This is a genomic window from Serpentinimonas sp. SMBJO2, from assembly GCF_056341105.1.
This window is the reverse complement of record NZ_CP150628.1, coordinates 2445585-2466504: the sequence shown is the minus strand read 5'-3', so window position 1 is coordinate 2466504 and position 20920 is coordinate 2445585. Positions and strand designations below refer to the sequence as shown.

Below are 20920 nucleotides of genomic sequence, written 5' to 3'. Positions count from 1 at the left end.
CACACCAGGGGCGAACGGGGCTGGGGCCGGGTGCGTGCCCAGCCCGTCGATGCCTGCCAATGCCCGCCAATGCCCGACAATGCGGCCATGAACCCGTCATCTATCCCACCCACGCCCGAAGGGGGCGCTGCGCCCGTGCATGGCGAGCGCCCTGCCCACATCCCCCGGCCTGCGTCCGAGCACGAGCTGGTGCTCAAGGTCATCCCCATGCCGGCCGACTGCAACCCCAACGGCAACATTTTTGGCGGTTGGGTCATGGCCCAGGTCGATCTGGCCGGTTCGGTGCTGCCGGCGCGGCTGGCGCGTGGGCGCATCGCCACCGTGGCGGTGAACCAGTTCATTTTCAAGCAGCCGGTGCGGGTGGGCGACATCCTGAGCTTTTACGCCACCCTGACGCGCGTCGGCAACACCTCGATCACGGTGCAGGTGGAGGTCTATGCCGAGCGCTTTGCGGCCCAGGGCCGCTACGTCAAGGTGACCGAGGCCTCGCTCACCTACGTGGCGATCGACGAGCAGGGGCGGCCGCGACCGGTGCCCAAATAGACGGCCGGCACGCAGGCAGACGAAGTGCGCGGCCCCGCGGGCCGTGCCATGCGGCCAAAAAAAAAGCCGCCCGAAGGCGGCAATGACGTCCATCAAGGCGTCTTTGGGAAACCATGAAGTCATCCAGTGGCGGCCATCTGAGGGCCACCAAACCCTGCGGGCAATCTGTTGCGCCCTTCATTCGACTGTGTTGACAGCGACAGATGCCGATTGTGCAGGTGCAGCAAAGGCTTGTACATCCCCTGTTTAGGGGAGTGCCGGGCGGCAGACGGCGGGGTGGCTTCAGCACCGTCTCAAGCATTTATGGCGGCCGCTCGGCGATCTGCAGCCGCTGTCTGGCCAGCCACACCAGCGCGATCACCGGCACCCCGAGCAGCGCCGTGAGCATGAAGAAGCCGGGGTAGCCCAAGCCATCGACCATGGCGCCCGAGTAGCCGCCCAGGGTTTTGGGCAGCAGCGTCATGAGCGAGCTGAAGATCGCGTACTGCACGGCGGTGAACTGGATGTTGGTCAGGCTCGACAGGAAGGCCACGAAGGCGGCGCTGGCAAAGCCGGCGGCCAGGTTGTCGAGCGACACCACCCAATAGAGCAAAGTCAGGTCGCGCCCAGCGTAGGCCAAGGTGATGAAGGCCAGGTTGGTGAGGGCGGACAAAATCGCACCCCAGAGCAGCGCCCGCATGACGCCGATGCGGTAGGCCAGAATGCCGCCCAGAAAACCGCCAAAAATCGTGATTGCCAGGCCGTAGGTCTTGACCGCGGTGGCGATTTCGGGCTTGGTGAAGCCCATGTCCTGGTAGAAGATGTTGGAGATCACGCCCAGCACGATGTCGGAGATGCGGTACAGCCCCACCAGCGCCAGCAGCAGCGCGGCCGTGTGCCAGCCGTAGCGCTTGAAAAAGTCCAGCAGCGGCTCCACCCACGTGATGCGCGCCTGCTCCCGGTCGGCCAGCCCGAGCCGAATCAGCAGCCCGCCCAGCGCAAAGGCGCTGCCCAGCGCCAGCGCCATGCGGCTGGCCTCGAGCAGCAGGTTTTGCAGCGCGCCAGCGCCGCGCTCTGACTGCCACCCCAGCGCCCCCAGGCCCCAGAACATGCCGACAAAGCCGGCGACGCTGAACAGGAACACCAGCAGCAGCCGCAGGTGCTGGCCCGCTGGCGCCAGCGCGGCCTGGCCTTGGCTGGCGCGCGGCTCCGGAATCAGCAGCGTGGTGAGCATGCCCACGCCCATCACCGTCGCCATGATCAGGTAGGCCGACTGCCAGGCCTCGAACTGGTAGTGGTCGCGCGAGGTGCCCCAGTGCGCGGCCAGAAACAGCACCCCGGCCCCGGCCACGATCATGCCCACGCGGTAGCCGGCGATGTAGGCCGCCGACAGCAGGCCCTGCTGCTCGGGGCGCGCGATCTCGATGCGGTAGGCGTCGATGACGATGTCCTGCGTCGCCGACATGAAGCCCAGCATGACCGCAAACAGCGCCATCGCCACCAGCGCCTGCGGGCCTTGGGCCGGGTCGGTCATGGCCATGCCGACTATGGCGCACGCCACCCCGACCTGCGCCAGCAGCATGTAGGCGCGCCGGCGCCCCAGGCGGGCGGTGAGCCACGGCAGCGGCAGCCGATCCACCAGCGGCGCCCAGACGAACTTGAACGAATAACCCAGCGCCGCCCAGCTGAAAAAGGTCACGGCGCGGCGCTCGACCCCGGCCTCCATGAGCCAGAGCGAGAGCGAAGAAAAGATCAGCAGCAGCGGCAAGCCGGCCGAAAATCCCAGCATCAGCAGGCACAGGACGCGCCAGTCCCACAGCGCCTGCAGGGTCTCGCTCCAGGTGTGCAGGGGCGGGGCTGCGCCGGCCTCGGCGTCGGGGGCGCCGGCGGGCAGCGCCACCGAGGGCGCAGCGGTGGCCAGCGCGGCAGGGGGTACCGCGCCGGCGGTGGCCAAGGCCGGGTCGCTCGGGCTGGGTTTTGTTACAGAAGCTGACACACGCATGCCGCGATTGTGCCTATGATTGCGCCATGTGCTGGCTCTGTGTATGCAAAACTCCGCTCGGCTCGGCCACTGCGCCGCAGCCCGATGGCGCGCCGCCGCAGCGCTGGGCGTCGCGCCGCGGCTTCATGCTTGCCGCCGCCGCTGGCGCCGCCACGGTTGCTGCCGGCGGCTTGCTGCCCACGGCGGCGCAGGCCCAGGTCAGCGTGGGCGAGGGCTCGCGTCTGCGCCACCTGGTGCCGGCGGCCCAGCTCGAAGCGGCTGCGGCGCAGCAGTACCGCCAGATGATGGAGCAGGCGCGCCAGCAGGGTGCGCTGGCCCCCGACTCCGACCGCCAGTTGCGCAATCTGCGCGCCATCGCGCAGCGCCAAATCCCCTTTGCCCACCCCTGGAACGCGCGCTCGCGCCAGTGGCAGTGGGAGGTCAACCTGATCCGCAGCGAGCAGATCAACGCCTTCGTCATGCCCGGCGGCAAGATCGCTTTCTTTACCGGCATCCTCGACCAGTTGCGCCTGAGCAACGACGAGATCGGCATGATCATGGGCCACGAGGCCGCGCACGCGGTGCGCGAGCACGCCCGTGCGCGCCTGGCCAAGACCCAGGCCACCAGCCTCGGGCTGTCGCTTGGGGCGCAGCTGCTGGGCTTGGGCGATTTGGGCAACGTGGCGGCCAACCTCGGCACCCAGTTGCTGGCGCTGCGCTTTAGCCGCGAAGACGAATCCGACGCCGATCTGGTGGGCCTGGAGATCGCCGCCCGCGCCGGCCACCACCCGCAAGCCAGCGTCACGCTATGGGAAAAGATGATTGCGCGCAACCGCAGCGCGGGCATCAACTTCTTGTCCACGCACCCGGCTGGGCCCGAGCGCATTGCCCAACTGCAGGCCAATGTGCCCAAGGTCATGGGCCTGTTCGAGCAGGCGCGGCGGCGCGGCTGAAGGGGCGCAGCCCAGTGTGGTGTTGCTAGAGCGGGTCGCGCACGTAGGGGTTGCTGCGGCGCTCGCGCCCAAAGCTGCTCTCGGGGCCGTGGCCGGGAATGAACACGGTTGCGTCGCCCATGGGCCACAGGCGTTCGCGGATGCTGGCCAGCAGTTGCTCGTGGTCGCCCTGCGGGAAGTCGGTGCGCCCGATGCTGCCGGCAAACAGCACATCGCCCACAAAGGCACGCCCGATCTCGGGGCTGTAAAACACCACGTGTCCGGGCGTGTGGCCGGGGCAGTGGCGCACGTGCACGCTGCTGCGCCCGAGCGTGACCGTGTCGCCGTCGTGCAGCCAGCGCGTGGGCGTGAAGGGGCGCGCTGGCGGGAAGCCAAACATCTGGCTTTGCTGCGCCAGCGCATCAATCCAGAACTGGTCGCCCGGGTGCGGCCCGATGATCGGCAGGCCCAGCCGCTGCGCCAACTCGCCGGCGGCCCCGGCGTGGTCGATGTGGGCGTGGGTGAGCCAGATCTGCTCGAGCCTGAGCCCCAGGCGCTGCGCCTCGGCCAGTACCTCGTCGAGGTCGCCACCGGGGTCGATCACCGCCGCGGCCTGGGTCTGGTCACACCACAGCAGGCTGCAGTTTTGCTGAAACGGCGTCACGGGGATGGTGTGGTAGTGCAGCATGGGCTGGATTGTAGGCAGGTGGGGGCGGTGAGCGCGCATCTGGTGAGGGCGCATCAGCACAAAGCAGAAATGTCCCCTGTGGTGTGCGGGGGCGGTTGCTCAGCGGATGGCGATTGGGCGGCTGCGGGCGCGCGGGTTGCGGCAGCAGTAGCCTGCGCCCGCAGCCAAGCCGCCAACCCCAGGCCCGCCACGCGGCCGCTGGCCATGCAGGCGGTGAGCAGGTAGCCGCCGGTGGGGGCTTCCCAGTCCAGCATCTCACCGGCGCAGAACACGCCGGGCAGGGGTTGCAGCATCAGGGCGTCGTTCAGGCCCTCCAGCGCCACCCCGCCGGCGCTGCTGATGGCCTCGGCCAGTGGGCGCGGGGCCACCAAATCGAGCGCCAGGTTGTGCAGGGTGGCCGCCACTTGGGCCGGGTCGTGGCGCTGTTCGGGGGGCAGCACCTCGTGCAGCAGCGCCACTTGCGCGGCGGTCAGGCCCAGGCGCTTGCGCAACAGCGTGCCCAGCGACTGGCCGCTGCGTGAGCGCTCCAGCTCGGCTTGCAAGCGGCTGTGGCTCCAGTCGGGTTTGAGGTCGAGCGCGATGCGCACCCGGCCAGCGGCGTCGATGCCGTCGCGCAGCCGCGCCGCGGCGGCGTAGATCAGGCTGCCTTCGAGCCCGGTTTGGGTGAGCACGCATTCGCCCCGGCGCTCGAAGGCCTGCCCGCTGGCGTCGGTGAAGCGCAGCAGCACGCCCTTGAGTGCCGCGCCGGCAAAGCGCTGTTGCAGGTGTGCGCTCCACCCTACGCGTGCGCCCACGGCCACGTCGAAGCCGCAGTTGCTGGGGCGCAGCGGCTGCAAGGCCACGCCGTGCTGCGCCAGCCACGGCATCCAGGCGCCGTCGGAGCCCAGCCGGGGCCAGCTCGCACCACCGAGCGCCAGCACCACGGCGCGCGCGTGCACCTCGGTCTGGCCCTGTGGGCCGTGCAGGCGCAGGCAGTAGCCGGGCGGTGCGGCGCTGGGTGCCAGCGGCTGCAAGTGGCCGCTCCAGCGCTGGCGCAGGTGAAAGCGCACCGGCACGCCGCTGGCTGGATGGCGCAGCCGCTGCAACCAGGCGCGCAACAAGGGCGCGGCCTTCATGTCGTGCGGGAACACGCGCTGCGAGCTGCCCACGAAGGTGGCTATGCCCAGCCCGGCGGCCCAGTCGCGCAGCGCCTGCGGACCAAAGGCGTCGAGCCAGCGGCCGCACTCTGCAGCGCGGGCGCCGTAGCGGGTCTTGAAGGCCGGCAGCGGCTCGGCGTGCGTCAGGTTCAGGCCGCCGATGCCGGCGAGCAACAGCTTGCGCCCCACCGTGGGCATGGCGTCGAACAGGTGCACCTCGAAGCCGGCCGCGCTCAAGACCTCGGCTGCCATGAGCCCCGCCGGCCCGGCGCCGACGATGGCCACCGGGCAGTGCAGGGGGGGTTGGGCGGCGGCGCTGACCGGGTGGTGTGGGGTGGTGTGGCTGGAGTGGCTGCTCATGTCGGCTCCCCCTGGCGCAGGGCGGAGCGCACTTGCTGTTCCAGCGCCTGCAGGTCGCCGTCGTTGTGCAAGCGCTGCAACCCGGCTTGTTCGCTGGCGTCGAGGGGCTCAAGAAAACCCTGCTGCAGCGCCAGCACGGCGGCGTCGGCGTCGGAGGGGTCGCGGCCATCGGCTTGGCGCGCGGCCAGGCGCCGTTGCGCCAGCTCGGGGCTGGCGCTGCAATGCCACAGGTGAAACGGCACCCGCTGTTGAGCGGCCAGTGCGCGCACGGCCTCGCGCTCGTGGCGGCGCAGGCAGGCCGCGTCGATCAGCACCGAGCAACCGGCTTGCAGCAGTTGCCCGGCCGCTTGCTGCAGCCGGGCGTAGGTGCGCTGCGTCGTGTCCGGGTGGTACCAGTGCGCTTGCTGCGCCGCACTGGGCCGCGCCGTGGCAGCCACGCCCAGCAAGCGCTTGCGCTCCACGTCGGAGCGCAGGCACAGGGCGGCGCGCCCCTGCTGCGCCAGGGCATCACGCAGCAGCCGCGCCACGGTCGATTTGCCGCTGCCGCTCAGGCCCATCAGCAGCCACACGCCGGGTGGCGCGGGCGCGGCCAGCAGGGCTTGGGCGCAGGCGAGGTAACTGGCGTGCTGCGCCCAAGCGGTGGCGTTGCGGCCACCGCGGTCGCTGTGGGCAGCGTCGTGGGCAGCGTCGTGGGCAGAGCCGTTGCCGTTGTCGCAGGCGCCGCCCAAACCGCCGTGGCCACTCATCAAGGTCACGCGCGCACGCACCAGGGCGCGGTAGGCGGCCCAGGGGCGCAGGGCGCGCACGCCGTCGAAATCGCCCGTGGCATCCAGATAGCCGTTGAGGAAGCGCCACGCCAGCGCCGGCAGCCGGTGCTGGAGCAGGTCCATGAAGGCAAAGGCGGCGTCGTGCAGCACGTCGAGGGCGCGCAGATCGGGCTCGAACTCGAGCGCATCGAAGGCGCGCACCCCGCCTTCCCACTCGATCAGGTTGCCCAGATGCAAGTCGCCGTGGCACTCGCGCACCTGCCCGGCAGCGGCACGCGCCTGCATCCACGGGCGCAGCGCCTGCAATTGCGCCTGCAGCGCCGCACCCAGTGCCTGCACGGCAGCCCGGTCCGCTGCCGTCAGCGCCGGGTGCGCCAGCAGGGCCTGCACGCATTCATGCGCCCAATGCGCGGTGTCGCGCTGCGGCAGCGCCGCGAGCGGCAGCGGCGCCAGCGACTGGTGAAAGGCCGCCACGTGGGCCGCCAGGGCGTCGATGGTTTGCGCTCGCAGGCAGCCGCGGCGGGCCTGCTCGGCCAGCAGCGCCTCAGGGGCAAAGCGGCGCATGCACAGCACCCAGTCCAGCGCGGTGTGCGCCTCGCTGGCGTGCAGCGCCGCCTCGGGGTCGGCGGCAAACACCTCCCAGCTCGTGCTCAGGGGGCGCAGCCCCAGGTACAGCTCGGGCGCCGTGCGCCGGTTCAGGCGCAATTCTTCCAGCCCAAACCAGCGCCGCCGCTCGGGAGTGGAAAAATCCAGAAAAGGCAGGCGCAGCGGTTTTTTGAGCTTGTAGGCGCGCTCGCCATGCAGCAGCACGCGCGAAATGTGGGTCTCGATGCACACGGTCATGTGGGCAGTGTAGGGCACAGGGGCGGCCCCAAGCGCGGCCAGCGCCCCATCGGGGGCCGAGAGGCGGTGGGGGCAGCAGGCTTGGCCTCGAGGCGCTGCACCACGCGGTGCCGTGAGAGCCAAAAGTGGCCCAAAGTGGCCGTAGAAAGGGTGCTACAATGCGCTCCTTTCCCCGATAGCTCAGTCGGTAGAGCGCCGGACTGTTAATCCGTAGGTCCCTGGTTCGAGCCCAGGTCGGGGAGCCAAGATTTTTTCAAATCAAAGGCTTGCATCATTGATGGTGCAAAACGCCCTCAGCGGTGGCAAAGCATCAGCACCGTGCCGCCACCGAAGGTCCAGACGGGATCGGGCATACGGGGGGGCAAGATCACGCCACCAGCGCAGCGGCCAACGCTTCGGGTGCCAGCACTTCCTTGTGGCTCACGCTGGCCGTGCGGCTGGCCAGCGCCAGCGCGTTGTTTCCATGCGGACGTTCTTCCGCATCCAGGCTCAGCCCAGCTTGACAGGAGTTAACATGCGTGTTAAGTTCGGGTCATGGCCTACCGCATCGAGTTTTTCAACGCCAGGGTTCAGGCCGAGGTGCTGGGCTGGCCTGCTGGCATTGCGGCGTGCTTTGCCGTGATTGCCAAACGCATGCTCGAGCACGGCCCGAACCTGGGTTTGCCGCACACCCGGGCCTTGGGCGGTGGCTTGTATGAGGTGCGAGCGCGCGGCGCAGAGGGCATAGGGCGCGCCTTGTTTTGCACGCTGGTGGGGCAGCGCATTGTGGTGCTGCACGGCTTCATCAAGAAAACGCAGGCCACCCCGGCCGAGCATTTGCGCACGGCGCGTCGGCGCATGAAGGAGTTGCAGGATGAATGAGTCCGAAAAGTTTGCCCCCGTGGCTTTTGACCCGCAGGCGTACGCGAGCGCGCGCAGCGCGGTGGACGCGGCGTTCAAGCAGGCCTTTGAGGCGCTGGATGATGAGTTCAGCGCGCTCGATGTGTTGCTGCAGGCGCGCAAGGCTGCCGGGCTGACCCAGGCCGAGGTGGCGCAGCGCATGGGGATTGCGCCGGCTTCGCTGGCGCGCATCGAGGCCAGCGTGGGCAGCCGCAAGCACGCCCCTTCGCTGCTGACGCTGCGTAAGTACGCGCAGGCCTGCGGCAAGCGCTTGGCGCTGCGACTGGATTGACGCCGCCGCGCCAGGGCGTGATGCAGCAGATTGGCGTCATGGCTTGCCCCTGGGCAGAAACTTGCAAACCTGGAGAACCCCCTTGGCTCGGTTTGCAAGGTGGCCCTGCGGCGTGTTTGCAGCAGCGCAGTGCCTCCCGTATTGAGCGGCTGCTCGGACCGTCTGCCGCGCACGTCTCCAGCCAGCCTAAAGCGCCCTCAGAAACTCACCCGCCAAGCGTTGCGCCTGTTCGTACGTCACCTGGTCATAGTCCTGCGTCACGGACTCGGCTACATCACTCAAGCGCGGCGAGACGAAACCCAGGTACTGCGGGTCGGGCACGAAGATGTCGATGTCCTTGCTCAGCCGATGGCGGTGGCAAAGCATCAGCACCGTGCCGCCACCGAAGGTCCAGACGGGATCGCTGATGCCGTGCCTGGTGATTTCGTCGATCAACGTGTAGGCGTGGCGCAGCAGATCCTGCCAGATGCCCAGGGGCAAGTCGGAAGGCGTTTGATCACCGGCGCTCATGCCCAGGCTGACCGCGGCGACTGCAAGTCATGGGCCCACTGCAGCAGATGTTTCCACAGCGTCTTGGCGGGGCAATGGGTGTGGCGAGCCACCTCTTCCACGGCACCCACGATGAGGAACAGCGGTGCTTCATCCAGCAGGGTAGCGACCTGGGGCGTGATGTGGGCCGGCAGTTGCCCCGCCACCAGCGCAGCGGCCAAGGCTTCGGGTGCGAGCACTTCCTTGTAGCTCACGCTGGCCGTGCGGCTGGCCAGCGCCAGCGCGTTGTTTCTATGCGGACGCACTTCAGCATCCAGGCTCAGCCCGAGCAGTTCCAGCAGCATGATGAGCTTGGCGGCACCCAGGTCAGCAATCGTGCCGGTTTCCAGCTGGTTGATCGTGGCGCGCGACAAGCCGCTGAGCCGGGCAAGCCTGGCCTGCGACAGGCCCAGGAGCTGACGACGCTGTTTGACGAGCAGGCCGATAGACACCAAATTCATGGGCGCATTGGAGCACAGGCGACCATGAAATGTCAACAATATTTGACTTTTTGCACCAGCCCCGCCGGGGATCAATCCCGGGTCTTGCAGGTGTTGATGCCAAAAGGCAGATAAGCCGGGCACCAGCCCAGGGCGGCGGTCAGGATCGGCACGATGCCGATGTAGCCCCAAGCGCCCACGGTTCCCGTGGCGGCCAGCGCGATCAGCGCCACCCCAGCCACCACGCGCACGATACGGTCCACACTGCCTACGTTGGTCTGCATTGCTGCTCTCCTGCGTGAATAAGACATCGACATTCTGGCACAGCGGTTCTGGCCTTGTTCAAGGCGCAGTCTTTATACTCTAACAGCTCAGGCGAGCACACTCAACCTGCCAAGGGGATGCGACCATGATCAAGCCGCTCAACGTTCTGTTTTTGTGCACCCACAACGCCGCACGGTCCATCGTCGCCGAGGCGGTGCTCAACCACTTGGGTGGGCATCGTTTTCGGGCCTATTCGGCCGGCACCCAGGCGCGTGCCGATCACCAGCCGCACCCGCTGGCGCTGGAGGTGCTGCGCGCCGCCGGCATCGCCACCGACGGGCTGCGCAGCAAGAGCTGGACCGAGTTCAGCGGCCCCGACGCGCCCGAGATGGACTTGGTGGTCACGGTGTGCGACCTGGCCGCCGGTGAGCCGTGCCCGGTCTGGCCTGGGCACCCCGCGACGGCGCACTGGAGCTACCCAGACCCGTCGAAGGTGGCGGGTGACCTGGAGCAGCAACGCGAGGCCTTCCGTCAGACCCTGCATGCGCTGCACCTGCGGCTCGAGCTGCTGGTGCAACTGCCACTGGCCGGGGTGGATCGGCTGGTGCTGCAAAGCGAGGCGCGCCGTCTGGGGCACTAAAGCCCCAAGCCCCAAGCCGGCACCCCCAAGCGCCCGCGCCGCGCTTGGCCGGCTGCTCGGCAAGGGCGTGTACCCCCGGCACTGCGCCTGCCCCGGCGCATGACACGCTTTTGACGCCTGATCGTCACCGATTTTTCATCGGCACGCATTACGCTGCGCACAGTACAAGGCTGCGCGGCGCGACCCAGGGGTGCGCCGAAGTCTTGTGCGCTTTTCTTCTCCCCCCATGAATTTCGTGTCGCAAGGAGCGCATCGATGTTGAATTTGAATCTGCGTGCGGTATCCGCCGCTTGTGTGTTGGCGCTGGCCACTGGTGTGGCCGCAGCCAGCGCGGCCAGTGCGGCGCGCGCCCCGGCTGCCGACCCAGGCCGTGCCGCCATGACACAAGCCGTGCCCACCGGCAACGTGATCTTCTTTCACCCCGACGGCACCGGCCTGAACCACTGGACCGCGCACCGCATGTACTTCCATGGTCTGGACGGCATCTCCAACAAAGACCGTCTGCCGCAGATGGCGGTCTACCGTGGCCACATGCACAACCTGATCAACGGCACCTCGCACGCCGGCGCCACCACGCACGCCTTTGGCTACAAGGTCGATGCCTTCGGCTCTTTTGGCATGGACGGCGACGGCAACGCCAATCCGCCCACCAACCGTGCCATCCGCAGCCTGTCGGGCTTCAGAGGTTCGATCATGCGCGAAGCGGCCAACGCCGGTATTCCCGTGGGCGTGGTCAACGACGGCCACATCGGCGAGCCCGGCACCGGGGCCTTCCTGGCTGAGGTCGGCAACCGCGACAACTGGCAGGAAATCACGCGCCAGATGATTCTGGGCCGCCCGGGCATGAACGACACCACGCCCTGGGTCATCATGGGCGGCGGCGAGGCCGACGCGCTGCCGGCAGGTGCTACCACCGTGCACCGCAATGTGAACGAAGAGCGCCGCGCCCCGCTCAACAGCCGCACCAGCCTGCGCACCGACGACCTGAACCTGATCGCGGCCTGGAACGCCATGGGCAGCGGCAACCTGAGCAACGACCCGATGCAGCGCGACGACTTCATCGTCCTGCGCACGCGCGCCGAGTTCGAGACGCTGCGCCAGGCGCTCAAGGAACACCCGCGCTACGCCCCGCGCGTGCTCGGTCTGTTTGCCTTCCAGGACACCTTCAACGACCGCAACGAACAAGACCTGATCAACCGCGGCTTTGTGCGCGCGGGCATGGCGGCTGGCAGCACCGGCGCGGCGCCGAACAAGCAAAGCCGCCTCGTGCTCTGGGGTGACCACAGCGCCACCGAGCCGGGCTACAACCCGCCCACCTTTGCCGAGATGACCGAAGTGGCGATCGAGATCCTCAGCCGCGCCGCCGCCCAGCGCCCGCAAGCCGCGCAGCGCCGTTTCTTCCTGGTGGCCGAGCAGGAGGCTATCGACAACTTCGGCAACAACACCAACGCCATCGGCATGTTGCACGCCATGGAAGACACCGACCGCGCCATCGGCAAGGCGCTGGACTTTTTGCGCCGCAACGAGCGCACGCTCATCGTCACCGCCGCCGACAGCGACGCCGGTGGCCTGACGGTGGTATCAGGTCAAGTCTCGGGCATCACGCCCCCGACCAACATTTTGCCCGCTGGCCGCGCGCCCGACAACGTCGCCGCTGTGGCCACCAACCCGTCGGCAGCCGTGCCAGCGGGTGGCGCCGGCCCGGATTCGGCCACGGTGAACAACTTCCTCGACGGCGTCGAAGGCCGCCAGTCGCCGATGTTCGTCACCGAGCCGGACCAGTTCGGCAACCGGATGCAGTTCGGCATCGCCTGGCCGGGCACGGCCGACTACCACGGCGGCGTGTTGTCGCGCGCCGCCGGCCTCAACGCCGGCATGTTGAACAGCCGCTTCAGCGCCCGCTTCGACAACGTGGACGTCTATCGCCTCAAGCACGCCACCCTGTTTGGCCGCATGCTCAACTACCCCAGCGCCACCCAGGCGCCTGGGCGTTGAGGTAGCCACCTGGTTTCGGGAAAGCGCGTGGGGCTTACCCCCACGCCTTGATGCCGCCTGCACCCACCGGGGTCAGGCGGTTTTTTTGTGCGCCCGGCCCACGCGGTGGTGGCGGCCAGCCCCGCAGCGATCTGATCACCGTGCTACACTGCCAGCAAAAGCTAGTGTGGTGGTGCGCGCTGGATGGGACAAATAAAACCGATGGATTTTTGGCCCTGCTTAGGCGCAAACCACAGCCATAGTGCCACTATGGCGCGGATTTGCAACGACAGCAGGGACGAAAAGGCGCGGTTTTATGTTCCAGATAGCGCGCAACACCACACTAGGGAGGGCAGATGAGGCGCGTGCGCAGGGCTTGGGCGGGGGTGACTTTGATCGAGTCGCTGGTGGTGCTGGCGCTGCTGGCCATGCTGGCGGCGCTGGCGGCCCCGGCGCTGGGGCAGTTGGTGTTGAACCAGCGCCAAAGCACGACGGCCAGCGAGATCTGGCGCGCCTTGGCGCTGACGCGCAGCGAAGCCATCCGCCAAGGCCGCCGCATGGTCTTGTGCCGCAGCGCCGACGGCAGCCTCTGCGCGCCCGCAGGCGATTGGTCGCAAGGCTGGATCCTGTTTGCCGACCCCAACCACAACGCGCAACGCGATCCGAGTGAAGCGGTGCTGCAGGTCTGGGCCGCGGTCGCACCGGGCATGCGCGTGCTTGGCAATGCGCCGGTCGTGCGCTACGTGTCCTACATGCCGCAGGGGCACACCGAACTGGTCAGCGGCGCCTTTCAGGCTGGCACCATCACCGTCTGCCGCGCGGGCAGCAGCCCGAGCCCAGCGCAGCAGATCGTCATCAGCCGCAGCGGCCGGCCACGTCTGCAGCAGGGCACGGTCGGCACCTGCCTCTGAGCTGTGCCGGGGCAGCGGTTTGCCTGCTCAGCCCGCTTGCAGCGGTGCCACTGTGCCCTGGGCCAGCACCTCGGCCAGCGCCGCCACCAGCGCCGCGCACTGCTCGGGCGTGCCCACGGTAATGCGCAAGAAGGCGTCGATGCGCGACGCGGCAAAGTGGCGCACCAGCACCGCACGCTGGCGCAGCGCAGCGGCCAGATCGGCGCCGCGGTGGGCCGGGTGGCGCGCAAACACAAAATTGGCCGCCGACGGCAGCACCTCAAAACCCAGCGCCGCCAGTTGCTGGTGCAGCCAGGCGCGGGTGTCGATCACGCGCTGGCAGTTGGCGGCGAAGTGGGCCTCGTCGGCCACCGAGGCCAGCGCGCCGGCCAGCGCCAGCCGCCCCAGCGGGTAGGAGTTGAAGCTGTTCTTCACCCGCTCCAGCGCCTCGATCAGCGGCGCTTGCCCCAGCGCGTGGCCCACGCGCAGCCCGGCCAGGGCGCGGCTCTTGGAGAAGGTCTGCACCACCAGCAGGTTCGGGTATTGCGGCACCAGCGCTGCGGCGCTGTGGCCGCCGAAGTCGATGTAGGCCTCATCCACCAGCACCACCGCGTCCGGGTTGCCGGCCACGATGCGCTCCACGGCGTCGAGCGCCAGCAGCCGGCCGGTGGGGGCGTTGGGGTTGGCAAAGACGATGGCGCCGGCGCGCTCGCCGTCGGGGCGCGGCAGGTAGTCGTCGGGGTGCAGGCTGAAGTCGGGGCGCAGCGCCACGGTGCGCGCGCTCAGGCCATACAGGCGGCAATAGACTGGGTAGAAGCTGTAGCTGATGTCGGGCAGCCACAGCGGCCGCACGTGCCTGAGCAGCGCCATGAAGGCGTGCGCCAGCACCTCGTCCGAGCCGTTGCCCACGAACACCTGCTCGGGTTGCAGGCCGTGGCGCCGCGCCAGTGCGGCCTTGAGCGCGGCGGCGTTGGGGTCGGGGTACAGGCGCAGGCCCTCGTCGGCGGCGGCGCGCATGGCCGCCAGCGCCAGCGGCGAAGGCCCGTAGGGGTGTTCGTTGGTGTTGAGCTTGACCAGACCGGCGATCTGGGGCTGTTCGCCTGGCACGTAGGGGGTCAGGCCGTGCACCACGGCGCTCCAGTAGCGGCTCATCGGGGGGTGGGGGCAATGGGGGTGTAGGGGCTGGGATGGTATCATGGCGGCCGATATCTCCCCCCTTTGCCTCGCCGTGCCATCTTCCGAATCCAGCAGCCCCATGCGGCAAGCCGACGTCACCCGCCAGACCCTGGAGACGCGCATCCGCGTCGCCCTCAACCTCGACGGCAGCGGCGTCGCCAGCTTGCGCAGCGGCATCGGTTTTCTGGACCACATGCTCGAGCAGATCGCGCGCCACGGCCTGATCGACCTCACCGTGGAGTGCGAGGGCGACTTGCACATCGACGGCCACCACACCGTCGAAGACATCGGCATCACCCTCGGCCAGGCGCTGGCGCGTGCCGTGGGCGACAAGCGCGGCATTCGCCGCTACGGCCACGCCTACGTGCCGCTCGACGAAGCCCTGAGCCGCGTGGTGGTCGATTTTTCGGGCCGCCCGGGCCTGCACATGGACGTGCGCTTCACCGCCGCGCGCCTGGGCGAGCTCGACACCCAGCTGGTGTTCGAGTTCTTTCAGGGGCTGGTCAACCACGCCGGCATCACGCTGCACATCGACAACCTCAAGGGCGTGAACGCGCACCACCAGTGCGAGACCGTGTTCAAGGCCTTTGCCCGCGCCCTGCGCGCCGCGCTCGAGCCCGACCCGCGCGCGCCGGCCGCCATGCCCTCGACCAAAGGCTGCCTATGAGCCCGGCTGCCGCCGCCGCACTGGCGCCGTCTGTGGGCCAGCCGCACGTACACCCAAGCCATTCCCAGCCATGAAGCCGCACACCGTGGCCGTGGTCGATTACGGCATGGGCAATCTGCGTTCGGTGGCGCAGGCGCTGCGCGCTGCGGCGCGCACGCTCGAGGCGCCGTTCGAGGTCGTGGTCACCGGCAGCGCGCAGGTGCTGCGCGAGGCCGAGCGCGTGGTGCTGCCCGGCCAGGGGGCCATGCCCGACTGCATGGCCGAACTCGAGCGCAGCGGCCTGCTGCCGGCGCTGCACCACGCCGCCGCGCACAAACCGCTGTTTGGCGTCTGCGTCGGCATGCAGATGTTGCTCGACCACTCCGAAGAGGGCGACACCCCCGGCCTGGGCCTGATCCCCGGCCAGGTGCGCCGCTTCAGGCTCGAAGGCCAACGCCACCCCGACGGCAGCCGCATCAAGGTGCCGCAAATGGGCTGGAACCAAGTCTGGCAAGCCGCGCACCCGCTGTGGCACGGCATCCCGGACGGCAGCCACTACTACTTCGTGCACAGCTTCTACGCCCAGCCCGCCGACCCGGCGCACGGCGTCGGCCGCACCGACTACGGCGGCCCCTTCGTCAGCGCGCTGGCGCGCGACAACCTCTTTGGCACCCAGTTCCACCCCGAAAAAAGCGCCGACCCAGGGCTGGCCCTGTACCGCAACTTTCTGCGCTGGGCGCCCTGAATTCACTCCAACCCCTCAGCCTCCAGCCTCCCGCCATGTTGCTCATCCCCGCCATCGACCTCAAAGACGGACAATGCGTGCGCCTCAAACAGGGCGACATGGAGCAGTCCACCGTGTTTGGCGACGACCCCGCCGCCATGGCGCGCCACTGGCTGGCCCTGGGTGCGCGCCGGGTGCACCTGGTGGACCTCAACGGCGCCTTTGCCGGCAAACCCAAAAACGAAGCCGCCATCCGCAGCATCCTGGCCGAGCTCGGCGACGAAGTCGATGTGCAACTGGGCGGTGGCATCCGCGACCTCGACACCATCGAGCGCTACCTCGACGCCGGGCTGCGCTACGTCATCATCGGCACCGCCGCGGTCAAGAACCCCGGCTTCCTGCACGACGCCTGCAGCGCCTTTGGCGGCCACATCATCGTCGGGCTCGATGCGCGCGACGGCAAAGTCGCCACCGACGGCTGGAGCAAGCTCACCGGGCACGACGTCGTCGATCTGGGCAAGAAGTTTCAGGACTACGGCGTCGAATCCATCATCTACACCGACATCGGGCGCGACGGCATGCTCAGCGGCATCAACATCGAAGCCACCGTGCGCCTGGCGCAGGCGCTCACCATTCCCGTCATCGCCTCGGGCGGCTTGGCCGGCCTCGACGACATCGAGCGCCTGTGCGCCGTGCAAGACGAAGGCGTGCAGGGCGTGATCTGCGGGCGCTCGATCTACAGCGGCGAGATCGACTTTGCCGCGGCGCAGCGGCTGGCCGACGCCTACCCACGCTGAAGCGGCCCCGCCCCATGCTCGCCAAACGCATCATCCCCTGCCTCGACGTCACCGGCGGGCGCGTGGTCAAGGGCGTCAACTTCGTCGAACTGCGCGACGCCGGCGACCCGGTCGAAATCGCCGCGCGCTACAACGAGCAGGGCGCCGACGAGCTCACCTTCCTCGACATCACCGCCAGCAGCGACGGGCGCGACCTGATTTTGCCCATCATCGAAGCCGTGGCCGCGCGCGTGTTCATCCCGCTCACCGTGGGCGGCGGCGTGCGCAGCGTGGCCGACGTGCGCCGCCTGCTCAACGCCGGGGCCGACAAGGTCAGCTTCAACTCTGCCGCGCTGGCGCGGCCCGAGCTCATCGCCGAAGCCAGCGCCCGCTACGGCGCGCAGTGCATCGTGGTGGCCATCGACGCCAAACGCCGCAGCGCCGCCGAACCGCAACGCCCCGGCCCTAACGGCACCCCCCTGGGTCCGGGCTGGGACGTGTACAGCCACGGCGGGCGCGTCAACACCGGGCTGGATGCGCTGGTTTGGGCGCAGCGCGTGGCGCACTTGGGTGCGGGCGAGATTTTGCTCACCAGCATGGACCGCGACGGCACCCAAAGCGGCTTCGACCTCGAACTCACCCGCGCCGTGAGCGACGCCGTGCCCGTGCCCCTGATCGCCTCCGGCGGCGTCGGCAGCCTGGAGCACCTCGCCGACGGCATCCGGCTAGGCGGCGCCGACGCCGTGCTCGCCGCCAGCATCTTCCACTACGGCCAGCACACCATCGCGCAAGCCAAGCAGTTCATGGCCGCGCAGGGGATTGCGGTGCGGCGGTAGCCGGGCTGGGCGCGGCATCCTCATAAACCTGCTCCAGCGTCAGCTCCAGGCCCACGCTCTCAAGCTGCACCGTTTGGCCAGGGCCGCAGGGGTGCAGCACCCACAGGCCGGTCTCGTTGCGCCTGAACACATCGACGCTCGGATGCTCGGGGTCGATCAACACATATTCGCGCAGGCTGTTCAAGCTGCGATAAAAAGCAAACTTGAGCCCACGGTCGTAGGCGGCGGTGCTGGGCGAGAGCACCTCGATCACCAGCAGCGGCTCGGCCTTGGCGTCGCTGCGCGCGGCGTCGGCAGCCGAGCAGGTCACGAACACATCGGGGTACAGATAGGCATCGGCGGCAGCGATCTGCAGCTTCATGTCGGAGATGTAGGTGCGGCACGGGCTGGCGCGCAGGTGCTGGCGCAGGTGCGCAAACACGTTGCCGCAGAGGGTCACGTGCGCGTCGCTGGCACCGGCCATGGCAAAGACCTCGCCGCGCAAAAACTCGTGCTTGCGCGCTTGCTCGCGCTCCCAGCGCAGGTAGTCGGCGCCGGTGAAGGGGGTTTTTTCCAGTGCACTCATGCGCGCATTGTGCGCCAAAGCGGCGCGCTTGTGTGCCATCAGGTGTGGCCAGGCCGCACCTGAAGGGTTCAATGAGCGTCGCGCAACACTTCGGGGTGCCGGCGTGCAATGCGGATGAGTGCCTGCGCGGCACCGCTCGGCGTGCGCCGCCCTTGTTCCCAGTCTTGCAAAGTGCGCGTGGAAATGCAAAGCGCCGAGGCAAATTGGGCTTGCGTCAGGCCACAGCCCAAGCGCGCTTGCGCCACTTCATTGGGTTCGATACGGGTGCTGCGCGCAGCCTGGCCAGACTTCATTTCGTGCACCGACTGCAACAACATGCGCCCAAGCTCGGTGCCGCTCATGGTGCCTGTTGAAGGGCTGGGGTTGGGTTTGGGGTAAGTCATTTTCGATAGCCTCGCGTATGGATTTGAGCAAATGCGCCGGGATGTTGCCCCTGACCGCCTTGGCATAGATGAGCAGCAACCAAATCTCACCCTTGGCCAAGCGCGTGAAGTAGATCACGCGCACACCAGCGCGCTTGCCAGTGCCGCTGCGTGACCAGCGCAGCTTGCGGCAACCGCCGCTGCCAGGAATCACGTCGCCGTCATCTGGGTTGGATGCAATCCAGTTGCAAAAAGCCAGCCGCTCATCTTCAGACCAGAGGCTGTTTGCAGCAGCCACGAAGCTCGGCGTTTCAACGATGGTGAGCATGAGCAGCCACATTATACGGCCAAGCCGTAGTCATGCGCGGGCTTGTCATGCGCAGCCACGCAGCCCCATGCCGCCCAACAACGCCGCCCCGCAACACCCCCCAGCGCCGTGGTTCAAACGGCTCGGGCGTGGTGAGGCTCAACAGTTCGACGTGGGGGTCTGGGCGTGTTGCCCTACCGGGCTTCACAAATCGGGCGCACGCGGGCCAAGGTGGCATCGAGCACGGCGACGGCGGCCACTGCCCGGTTGAGCCAGGCGGCCTTGATGGCGTCGTCCTGGGGGTAGTCGTGTGCCAGTTGGTTGCGGATTGCGCGCAACTCGGCCCAGTCGTGCGCGTGCTCGATCAGGCCCAGTTTTTCGAGCCGGTTCAATTTGTCGATCATGGGCCGGTCTTCGAGCGCTTCCTGCAACACGTCGAGCACCGCCGGGAGCAGGCGTGCGCCCATGGTGTCTTGCAATTTGGTGAAGCGCAGCAAGAACTGATCCCAGTCTTGCACCGCTTCGTCATCGTACCGGGCCAACTGGGCTGCGCTCACGGGCAGCAGCGGGCGCAGGGCGCTCAGGGCGTGTTCGAGGTGGTGCCGGTGGCGCTGGCACTGTTGCCAAGCGTCGTGCAGGCGCAGGCGCGCAGCGTCGCTCACAGCGGTTGGCCTTGCGCGTGTGCGCGGCTGTAAATCGGGGCACAGTGCGTGCGGCCGGGGTAGTCGATCAGGAGGTCGATTTTCTGCTCGCCCAACTGCGCCCAGGCCTGCGCCAGAAAGCGGCTGTGCGCCGCCACGATCTGCTCCGGGTCGCGCAGCTCGGTCACCAGCAGCAAGTCGATGTCGCCGCCGCGCTGGCGCTCGTCGAGGCGCGAGCCAAACAGCCGCACCTGCACGCTGGCACCAAAACAGGCGCGCGCGCTGTCCAGCAGAACCCGGCGTTGTTCAGGGCTTAGGCGCATGGGGGTTGCATGGTCAGAGCAGAGAAGGCTTGCAGGCGCATTCTACGGTTTTCGGCACAGGTTCAGATCATGGTTGGGCGCAGGCGAGCCGCCCCCATGCCGCCCAACAACGCCGCCCTGCTACGCCCCCCAGCGCCGTGGTTCAAACGGCTCGGGGGTGGTGAGGTCGAACAGTTCGTCGTGGATGTGTGCGGTGTACAGGCCTTGCGCGTGGGCTTGCTCGCGCACGCCGGCGTCCCAGTCCACCCCGGCCAGAATGCCGATGCGCGGGCGCTGGCCGTATTCGGGCAGCATCAGCGGCAAGGTTTCGAGCTGCTCGATGAGCTGATCGATGGCTTCCGCGCGCACGCGGCTCTTGACTTCCACGACCACCACCAGGTTCACGCTGCCATTGGCGCTGGCGATCACGTCGTACTCTTGCTCGCGCCCGTGGCGGCGCACGCGCTGGCGCGGGGCGATGGTCTCCATGCCAAAGCGCTCCTGCAGCAGCCGCTCCATCGAGGGCAGGGCCATGCCTTCGGCAAAATAACCGAACTTGTCGCCCAGGCCGGCAATCTGCTTGCCCAGCTCCGCCATGCGCCGATCCAGCTCACGCCGCGACTGCTCGGTCTTCTTGCGCTCCTCGGCCAGCTCGCGCTCGTTTTGTGTGCGTGCGGTGGCCAAGTTGCGCTCGATGGCTTCGGTCTTCTTGCGCTCCTCGGCCAGCTCGCGCTCGATTGCGGCGCGCGTGGCCGCCAGCTCGCGCTCATTTTGCGCGCGCAAGGCCTCCAGCCGGCGGTCCGACTCGCGAAAGTGCTCGTTGTAGCCCAGGATCATGGCCTTGAGCTCGGCCCACGAAACTTCTGGTGCGGCGCTGCTGCTGGGGCTGGTCATGCGGTGCTTCCTCCTTGTTCTTTGTGTCAGGCCACCTTGACGGCGAACTCCATCACGGCGGGTTGCGGCACGTGTAGGCTGGCGTTCAAGATCTCGAAGCCGACCACGTTGCCTTGGGCATCGTAATCGACAATTACGCCGGGCCTGATTTCGTCCGACTCCTCCACGGGAGCGGCGCTGAAGGTCAGGGTCAGGATGTCTACACTGCGGTCGTAGTCGGCTTTCATGTGGGGCTCCAACACCAAACGCACCAGATACACCTTGCCGTCGGCAAGTACACGCGACTGGTGGATGACGCGCCCACCTTGGCCAGCAAGCACTTGTTCGGGCGAGTAAAAAACGCTCTCAACCCAAGCCAGTGGGATTTGGCGGCGCTCCATCTCAAAGGCAGCGCGCGCAGTCAACGTAAAGGGCATGTGCAGATTATGGCAGCACTGCGCTGCTCAGGGTGACGGCGCTCCCCCAGCGCCGTGGCTCAAACGGCTCGGGGGTGGTGAGGTCGAACAGTTCGTCGTGGAGGTCTGGGCGTGTTGCCCTACCGGGCTGCACAAATCG

26 protein-coding genes and 1 tRNA gene are annotated in these 20920 nt (G+C 68.2%); 12 read left to right on the top strand and 15 right to left on the bottom strand.

All coding sequences use genetic code 11. The annotated features are described in order from the left end of the window. Positions 1 to 87: 87 nt before the first annotated feature. Positions 88 to 543 (top strand): acyl-CoA thioesterase, encoded by a 456-nt coding sequence (locus AAAZ40_RS11575; RefSeq protein WP_476660500.1) that lies wholly within the window; start codon positions 88 to 90, stop codon positions 541 to 543. 301 nt (positions 544 to 844) lie between these two features. On the opposite strand, the gene AAAZ40_RS11570 is transcribed toward AAAZ40_RS11575, so the two are convergent. After that, positions 845 to 2524 (bottom strand): AmpG family muropeptide MFS transporter, encoded by a 1680-nt coding sequence (locus AAAZ40_RS11570; RefSeq protein ID WP_476660499.1) that lies wholly within the window; start codon positions 2522 to 2524, stop codon positions 845 to 847. A 125-nt stretch (positions 2525 to 2649) separates the two neighbouring features. Between AAAZ40_RS11570 and AAAZ40_RS11565 the strand changes: the two genes are divergently transcribed. Then, positions 2650 to 3456 (top strand): M48 family metallopeptidase, encoded by an 807-nt coding sequence (locus AAAZ40_RS11565; RefSeq protein WP_476660498.1) that lies wholly within the window; start codon positions 2650 to 2652, stop codon positions 3454 to 3456. A 25-nt stretch (positions 3457 to 3481) separates the two neighbouring features. Here AAAZ40_RS11565 and AAAZ40_RS11560 read toward each other — a convergent pair whose 3' ends face one another. The 3 genes from AAAZ40_RS11560 to AAAZ40_RS11550 are packed head-to-tail and all read right to left on the bottom strand — an operon-like array spanning position 3482 to position 7229. Beyond that, complete coding sequence (locus tag AAAZ40_RS11560; RefSeq protein WP_476660497.1) at positions 3482 to 4123, bottom strand: MBL fold metallo-hydrolase; 642 nt, start codon at positions 4121 to 4123, stop codon at positions 3482 to 3484. A gap of 53 nt (positions 4124 to 4176) precedes the next feature. Continuing rightward, a complete protein-coding gene (locus AAAZ40_RS11555) occupies positions 4177 to 5619 on the bottom strand; it encodes a BaiN/RdsA family NAD(P)/FAD-dependent oxidoreductase (RefSeq protein ID WP_476660496.1) in 1443 nt (480 codons plus the stop codon). After that, complete coding sequence (locus tag AAAZ40_RS11550; protein ID WP_476660495.1) at positions 5616 to 7229, bottom strand: bifunctional aminoglycoside phosphotransferase/ATP-binding protein; 1614 nt, start codon at positions 7227 to 7229, stop codon at positions 5616 to 5618. The genes AAAZ40_RS11555 and AAAZ40_RS11550 overlap by 4 nt, the downstream gene beginning before the upstream one ends. A gap of 169 nt (positions 7230 to 7398) precedes the next feature. On the opposite strand from AAAZ40_RS11550, the gene AAAZ40_RS11545 reads away from it, so the two are divergent. The 3 genes from AAAZ40_RS11545 (at position 7399) to AAAZ40_RS11535 (ending at position 8400) form a co-directional block, all read left to right on the top strand. Then, positions 7399 to 7474: transfer RNA gene (locus AAAZ40_RS11545), tRNA-Asn, on the top strand. 289 nt (positions 7475 to 7763) lie between these two features. Then, positions 7764 to 8090 (top strand): type II toxin-antitoxin system RelE/ParE family toxin, encoded by a 327-nt coding sequence (locus AAAZ40_RS11540; protein WP_476660494.1) that lies wholly within the window; start codon positions 7764 to 7766, stop codon positions 8088 to 8090. Further along, positions 8083 to 8400: a helix-turn-helix domain-containing protein gene (locus AAAZ40_RS11535; RefSeq protein ID WP_476660493.1), complete on the top strand. Its 318-nt coding sequence runs from the start codon at positions 8083 to 8085 to the stop codon at positions 8398 to 8400. Before AAAZ40_RS11540 ends, AAAZ40_RS11535 begins: the two co-directional genes overlap by 8 nt. A 186-nt stretch (positions 8401 to 8586) precedes the next feature. Here AAAZ40_RS11535 and AAAZ40_RS11530 read toward each other — a convergent pair whose 3' ends face one another. From AAAZ40_RS11530 to AAAZ40_RS11520, 3 genes are all read right to left on the bottom strand, one after another. After that, entirely contained in the window at positions 8587 to 8910 is a 324-nt protein-coding gene (locus tag AAAZ40_RS11530; RefSeq protein ID WP_476660492.1) for a nucleotidyl transferase AbiEii/AbiGii toxin family protein, read from the bottom strand. Then, entirely contained in the window at positions 8907 to 9389 is a 483-nt protein-coding gene (locus tag AAAZ40_RS11525) for a helix-turn-helix transcriptional regulator (protein WP_476660491.1), read from the bottom strand. Before AAAZ40_RS11525 ends, AAAZ40_RS11530 begins: the two co-directional genes overlap by 4 nt. A 71-nt stretch (positions 9390 to 9460) precedes the next feature. Further along, entirely contained in the window at positions 9461 to 9652 is a 192-nt protein-coding gene (locus AAAZ40_RS11520; protein WP_476660490.1) for a YgaP family membrane protein, read from the bottom strand. A gap of 125 nt (positions 9653 to 9777) precedes the next feature. Between AAAZ40_RS11520 and AAAZ40_RS11515 the strand changes: the two genes are divergently transcribed. From AAAZ40_RS11515 to AAAZ40_RS11505, 3 genes are all read left to right on the top strand, one after another. After that, positions 9778 to 10272, top strand: coding sequence for an arsenate reductase ArsC (locus AAAZ40_RS11515; protein WP_476660489.1), 495 nt, complete (start codon positions 9778 to 9780; stop codon positions 10270 to 10272). A gap of 255 nt (positions 10273 to 10527) precedes the next feature. After that, positions 10528 to 12267, top strand: a complete 1740-nt coding sequence (locus tag AAAZ40_RS11510) for an alkaline phosphatase (protein ID WP_476660488.1) — start codon at positions 10528 to 10530, stop codon at positions 12265 to 12267. A 335-nt stretch (positions 12268 to 12602) separates the two neighbouring features. Further along, positions 12603 to 13157, top strand: coding sequence for a GspH/FimT family protein (locus tag AAAZ40_RS11505; RefSeq protein ID WP_476660487.1), 555 nt, complete (start codon positions 12603 to 12605; stop codon positions 13155 to 13157). Positions 13158 to 13184: 27 nt separating this feature from the next. Here AAAZ40_RS11505 and hisC read toward each other — a convergent pair whose 3' ends face one another. Beyond that, positions 13185 to 14288, bottom strand: a complete 1104-nt coding sequence (hisC, locus tag AAAZ40_RS11500; RefSeq protein ID WP_476660486.1) for a histidinol-phosphate transaminase — start codon at positions 14286 to 14288, stop codon at positions 13185 to 13187. Between the two features lie 103 nt (positions 14289 to 14391). Between hisC and hisB the strand changes: the two genes are divergently transcribed. From hisB to hisF, 4 genes are all read left to right on the top strand, one after another. Continuing rightward, entirely contained in the window at positions 14392 to 14979 is a 588-nt protein-coding gene (gene hisB, locus AAAZ40_RS11495) for an imidazoleglycerol-phosphate dehydratase HisB (protein ID WP_476661737.1), read from the top strand. Positions 14980 to 15049: 70 nt separating this feature from the next. Continuing rightward, positions 15050 to 15703 carry an imidazole glycerol phosphate synthase subunit HisH gene (hisH, locus tag AAAZ40_RS11490; protein ID WP_476660485.1) on the top strand — a complete coding sequence of 218 codons (654 nt, stop codon included), beginning with the start codon at positions 15050 to 15052 and terminating at the stop codon, positions 15701 to 15703. A 35-nt stretch (positions 15704 to 15738) separates the two neighbouring features. Further along, on the top strand, positions 15739 to 16479 hold the full coding sequence (gene hisA / locus AAAZ40_RS11485; RefSeq protein ID WP_476660484.1) for a 1-(5-phosphoribosyl)-5-[(5-phosphoribosylamino)methylideneamino]imidazole-4-carboxamide isomerase: 741 nt from the start codon (positions 15739 to 15741) through the stop codon (positions 16477 to 16479). Between the two features lie 14 nt (positions 16480 to 16493). After that, positions 16494 to 17294 (top strand): imidazole glycerol phosphate synthase subunit HisF, encoded by an 801-nt coding sequence (gene hisF, locus AAAZ40_RS11480; protein WP_476660483.1) that lies wholly within the window; start codon positions 16494 to 16496, stop codon positions 17292 to 17294. Here the strand turns inward: hisF and AAAZ40_RS11475 are convergent. The 7 genes from AAAZ40_RS11475 to AAAZ40_RS11445 form a co-directional block, all read right to left on the bottom strand. Next, the gene (locus tag AAAZ40_RS11475) at positions 17260 to 17859 is read right to left on the bottom strand and encodes a Uma2 family endonuclease (RefSeq protein WP_476660482.1); all 600 of its coding nucleotides are present in this window, start codon (positions 17857 to 17859) and stop codon (positions 17260 to 17262) included. The genes hisF and AAAZ40_RS11475 overlap by 35 nt on opposite strands. Positions 17860 to 17927: 68 nt before the next feature. Further along, a complete protein-coding gene (locus AAAZ40_RS11470) occupies positions 17928 to 18152 on the bottom strand; it encodes a helix-turn-helix domain-containing protein (RefSeq protein WP_476660481.1) in 225 nt (74 codons plus the stop codon). Further along, entirely contained in the window at positions 18106 to 18549 is a 444-nt protein-coding gene (locus tag AAAZ40_RS11465; protein ID WP_476660480.1) for a transcriptional regulator, read from the bottom strand. The genes AAAZ40_RS11470 and AAAZ40_RS11465 overlap by 47 nt, the downstream gene beginning before the upstream one ends. 173 nt (positions 18550 to 18722) lie before the next feature. Next, on the bottom strand, positions 18723 to 19190 hold the full coding sequence (locus AAAZ40_RS11460; protein ID WP_476660479.1) for a hypothetical protein: 468 nt from the start codon (positions 19188 to 19190) through the stop codon (positions 18723 to 18725). Beyond that, positions 19187 to 19492: a hypothetical protein gene (locus AAAZ40_RS11455; RefSeq protein WP_476660478.1), complete on the bottom strand. Its 306-nt coding sequence runs from the start codon at positions 19490 to 19492 to the stop codon at positions 19187 to 19189. The genes AAAZ40_RS11460 and AAAZ40_RS11455 overlap by 4 nt, the downstream gene beginning before the upstream one ends. A gap of 120 nt (positions 19493 to 19612) precedes the next feature. Continuing rightward, positions 19613 to 20365, bottom strand: a complete 753-nt coding sequence (locus tag AAAZ40_RS11450; RefSeq protein ID WP_476660477.1) for a DUF3782 domain-containing protein — start codon at positions 20363 to 20365, stop codon at positions 19613 to 19615. A gap of 26 nt (positions 20366 to 20391) precedes the next feature. After that, the gene (locus AAAZ40_RS11445; protein WP_476660476.1) at positions 20392 to 20781 is read right to left on the bottom strand and encodes a DUF2283 domain-containing protein; all 390 of its coding nucleotides are present in this window, start codon (positions 20779 to 20781) and stop codon (positions 20392 to 20394) included. Between the last annotated feature and the right edge of the window lie 139 nt (positions 20782 to 20920).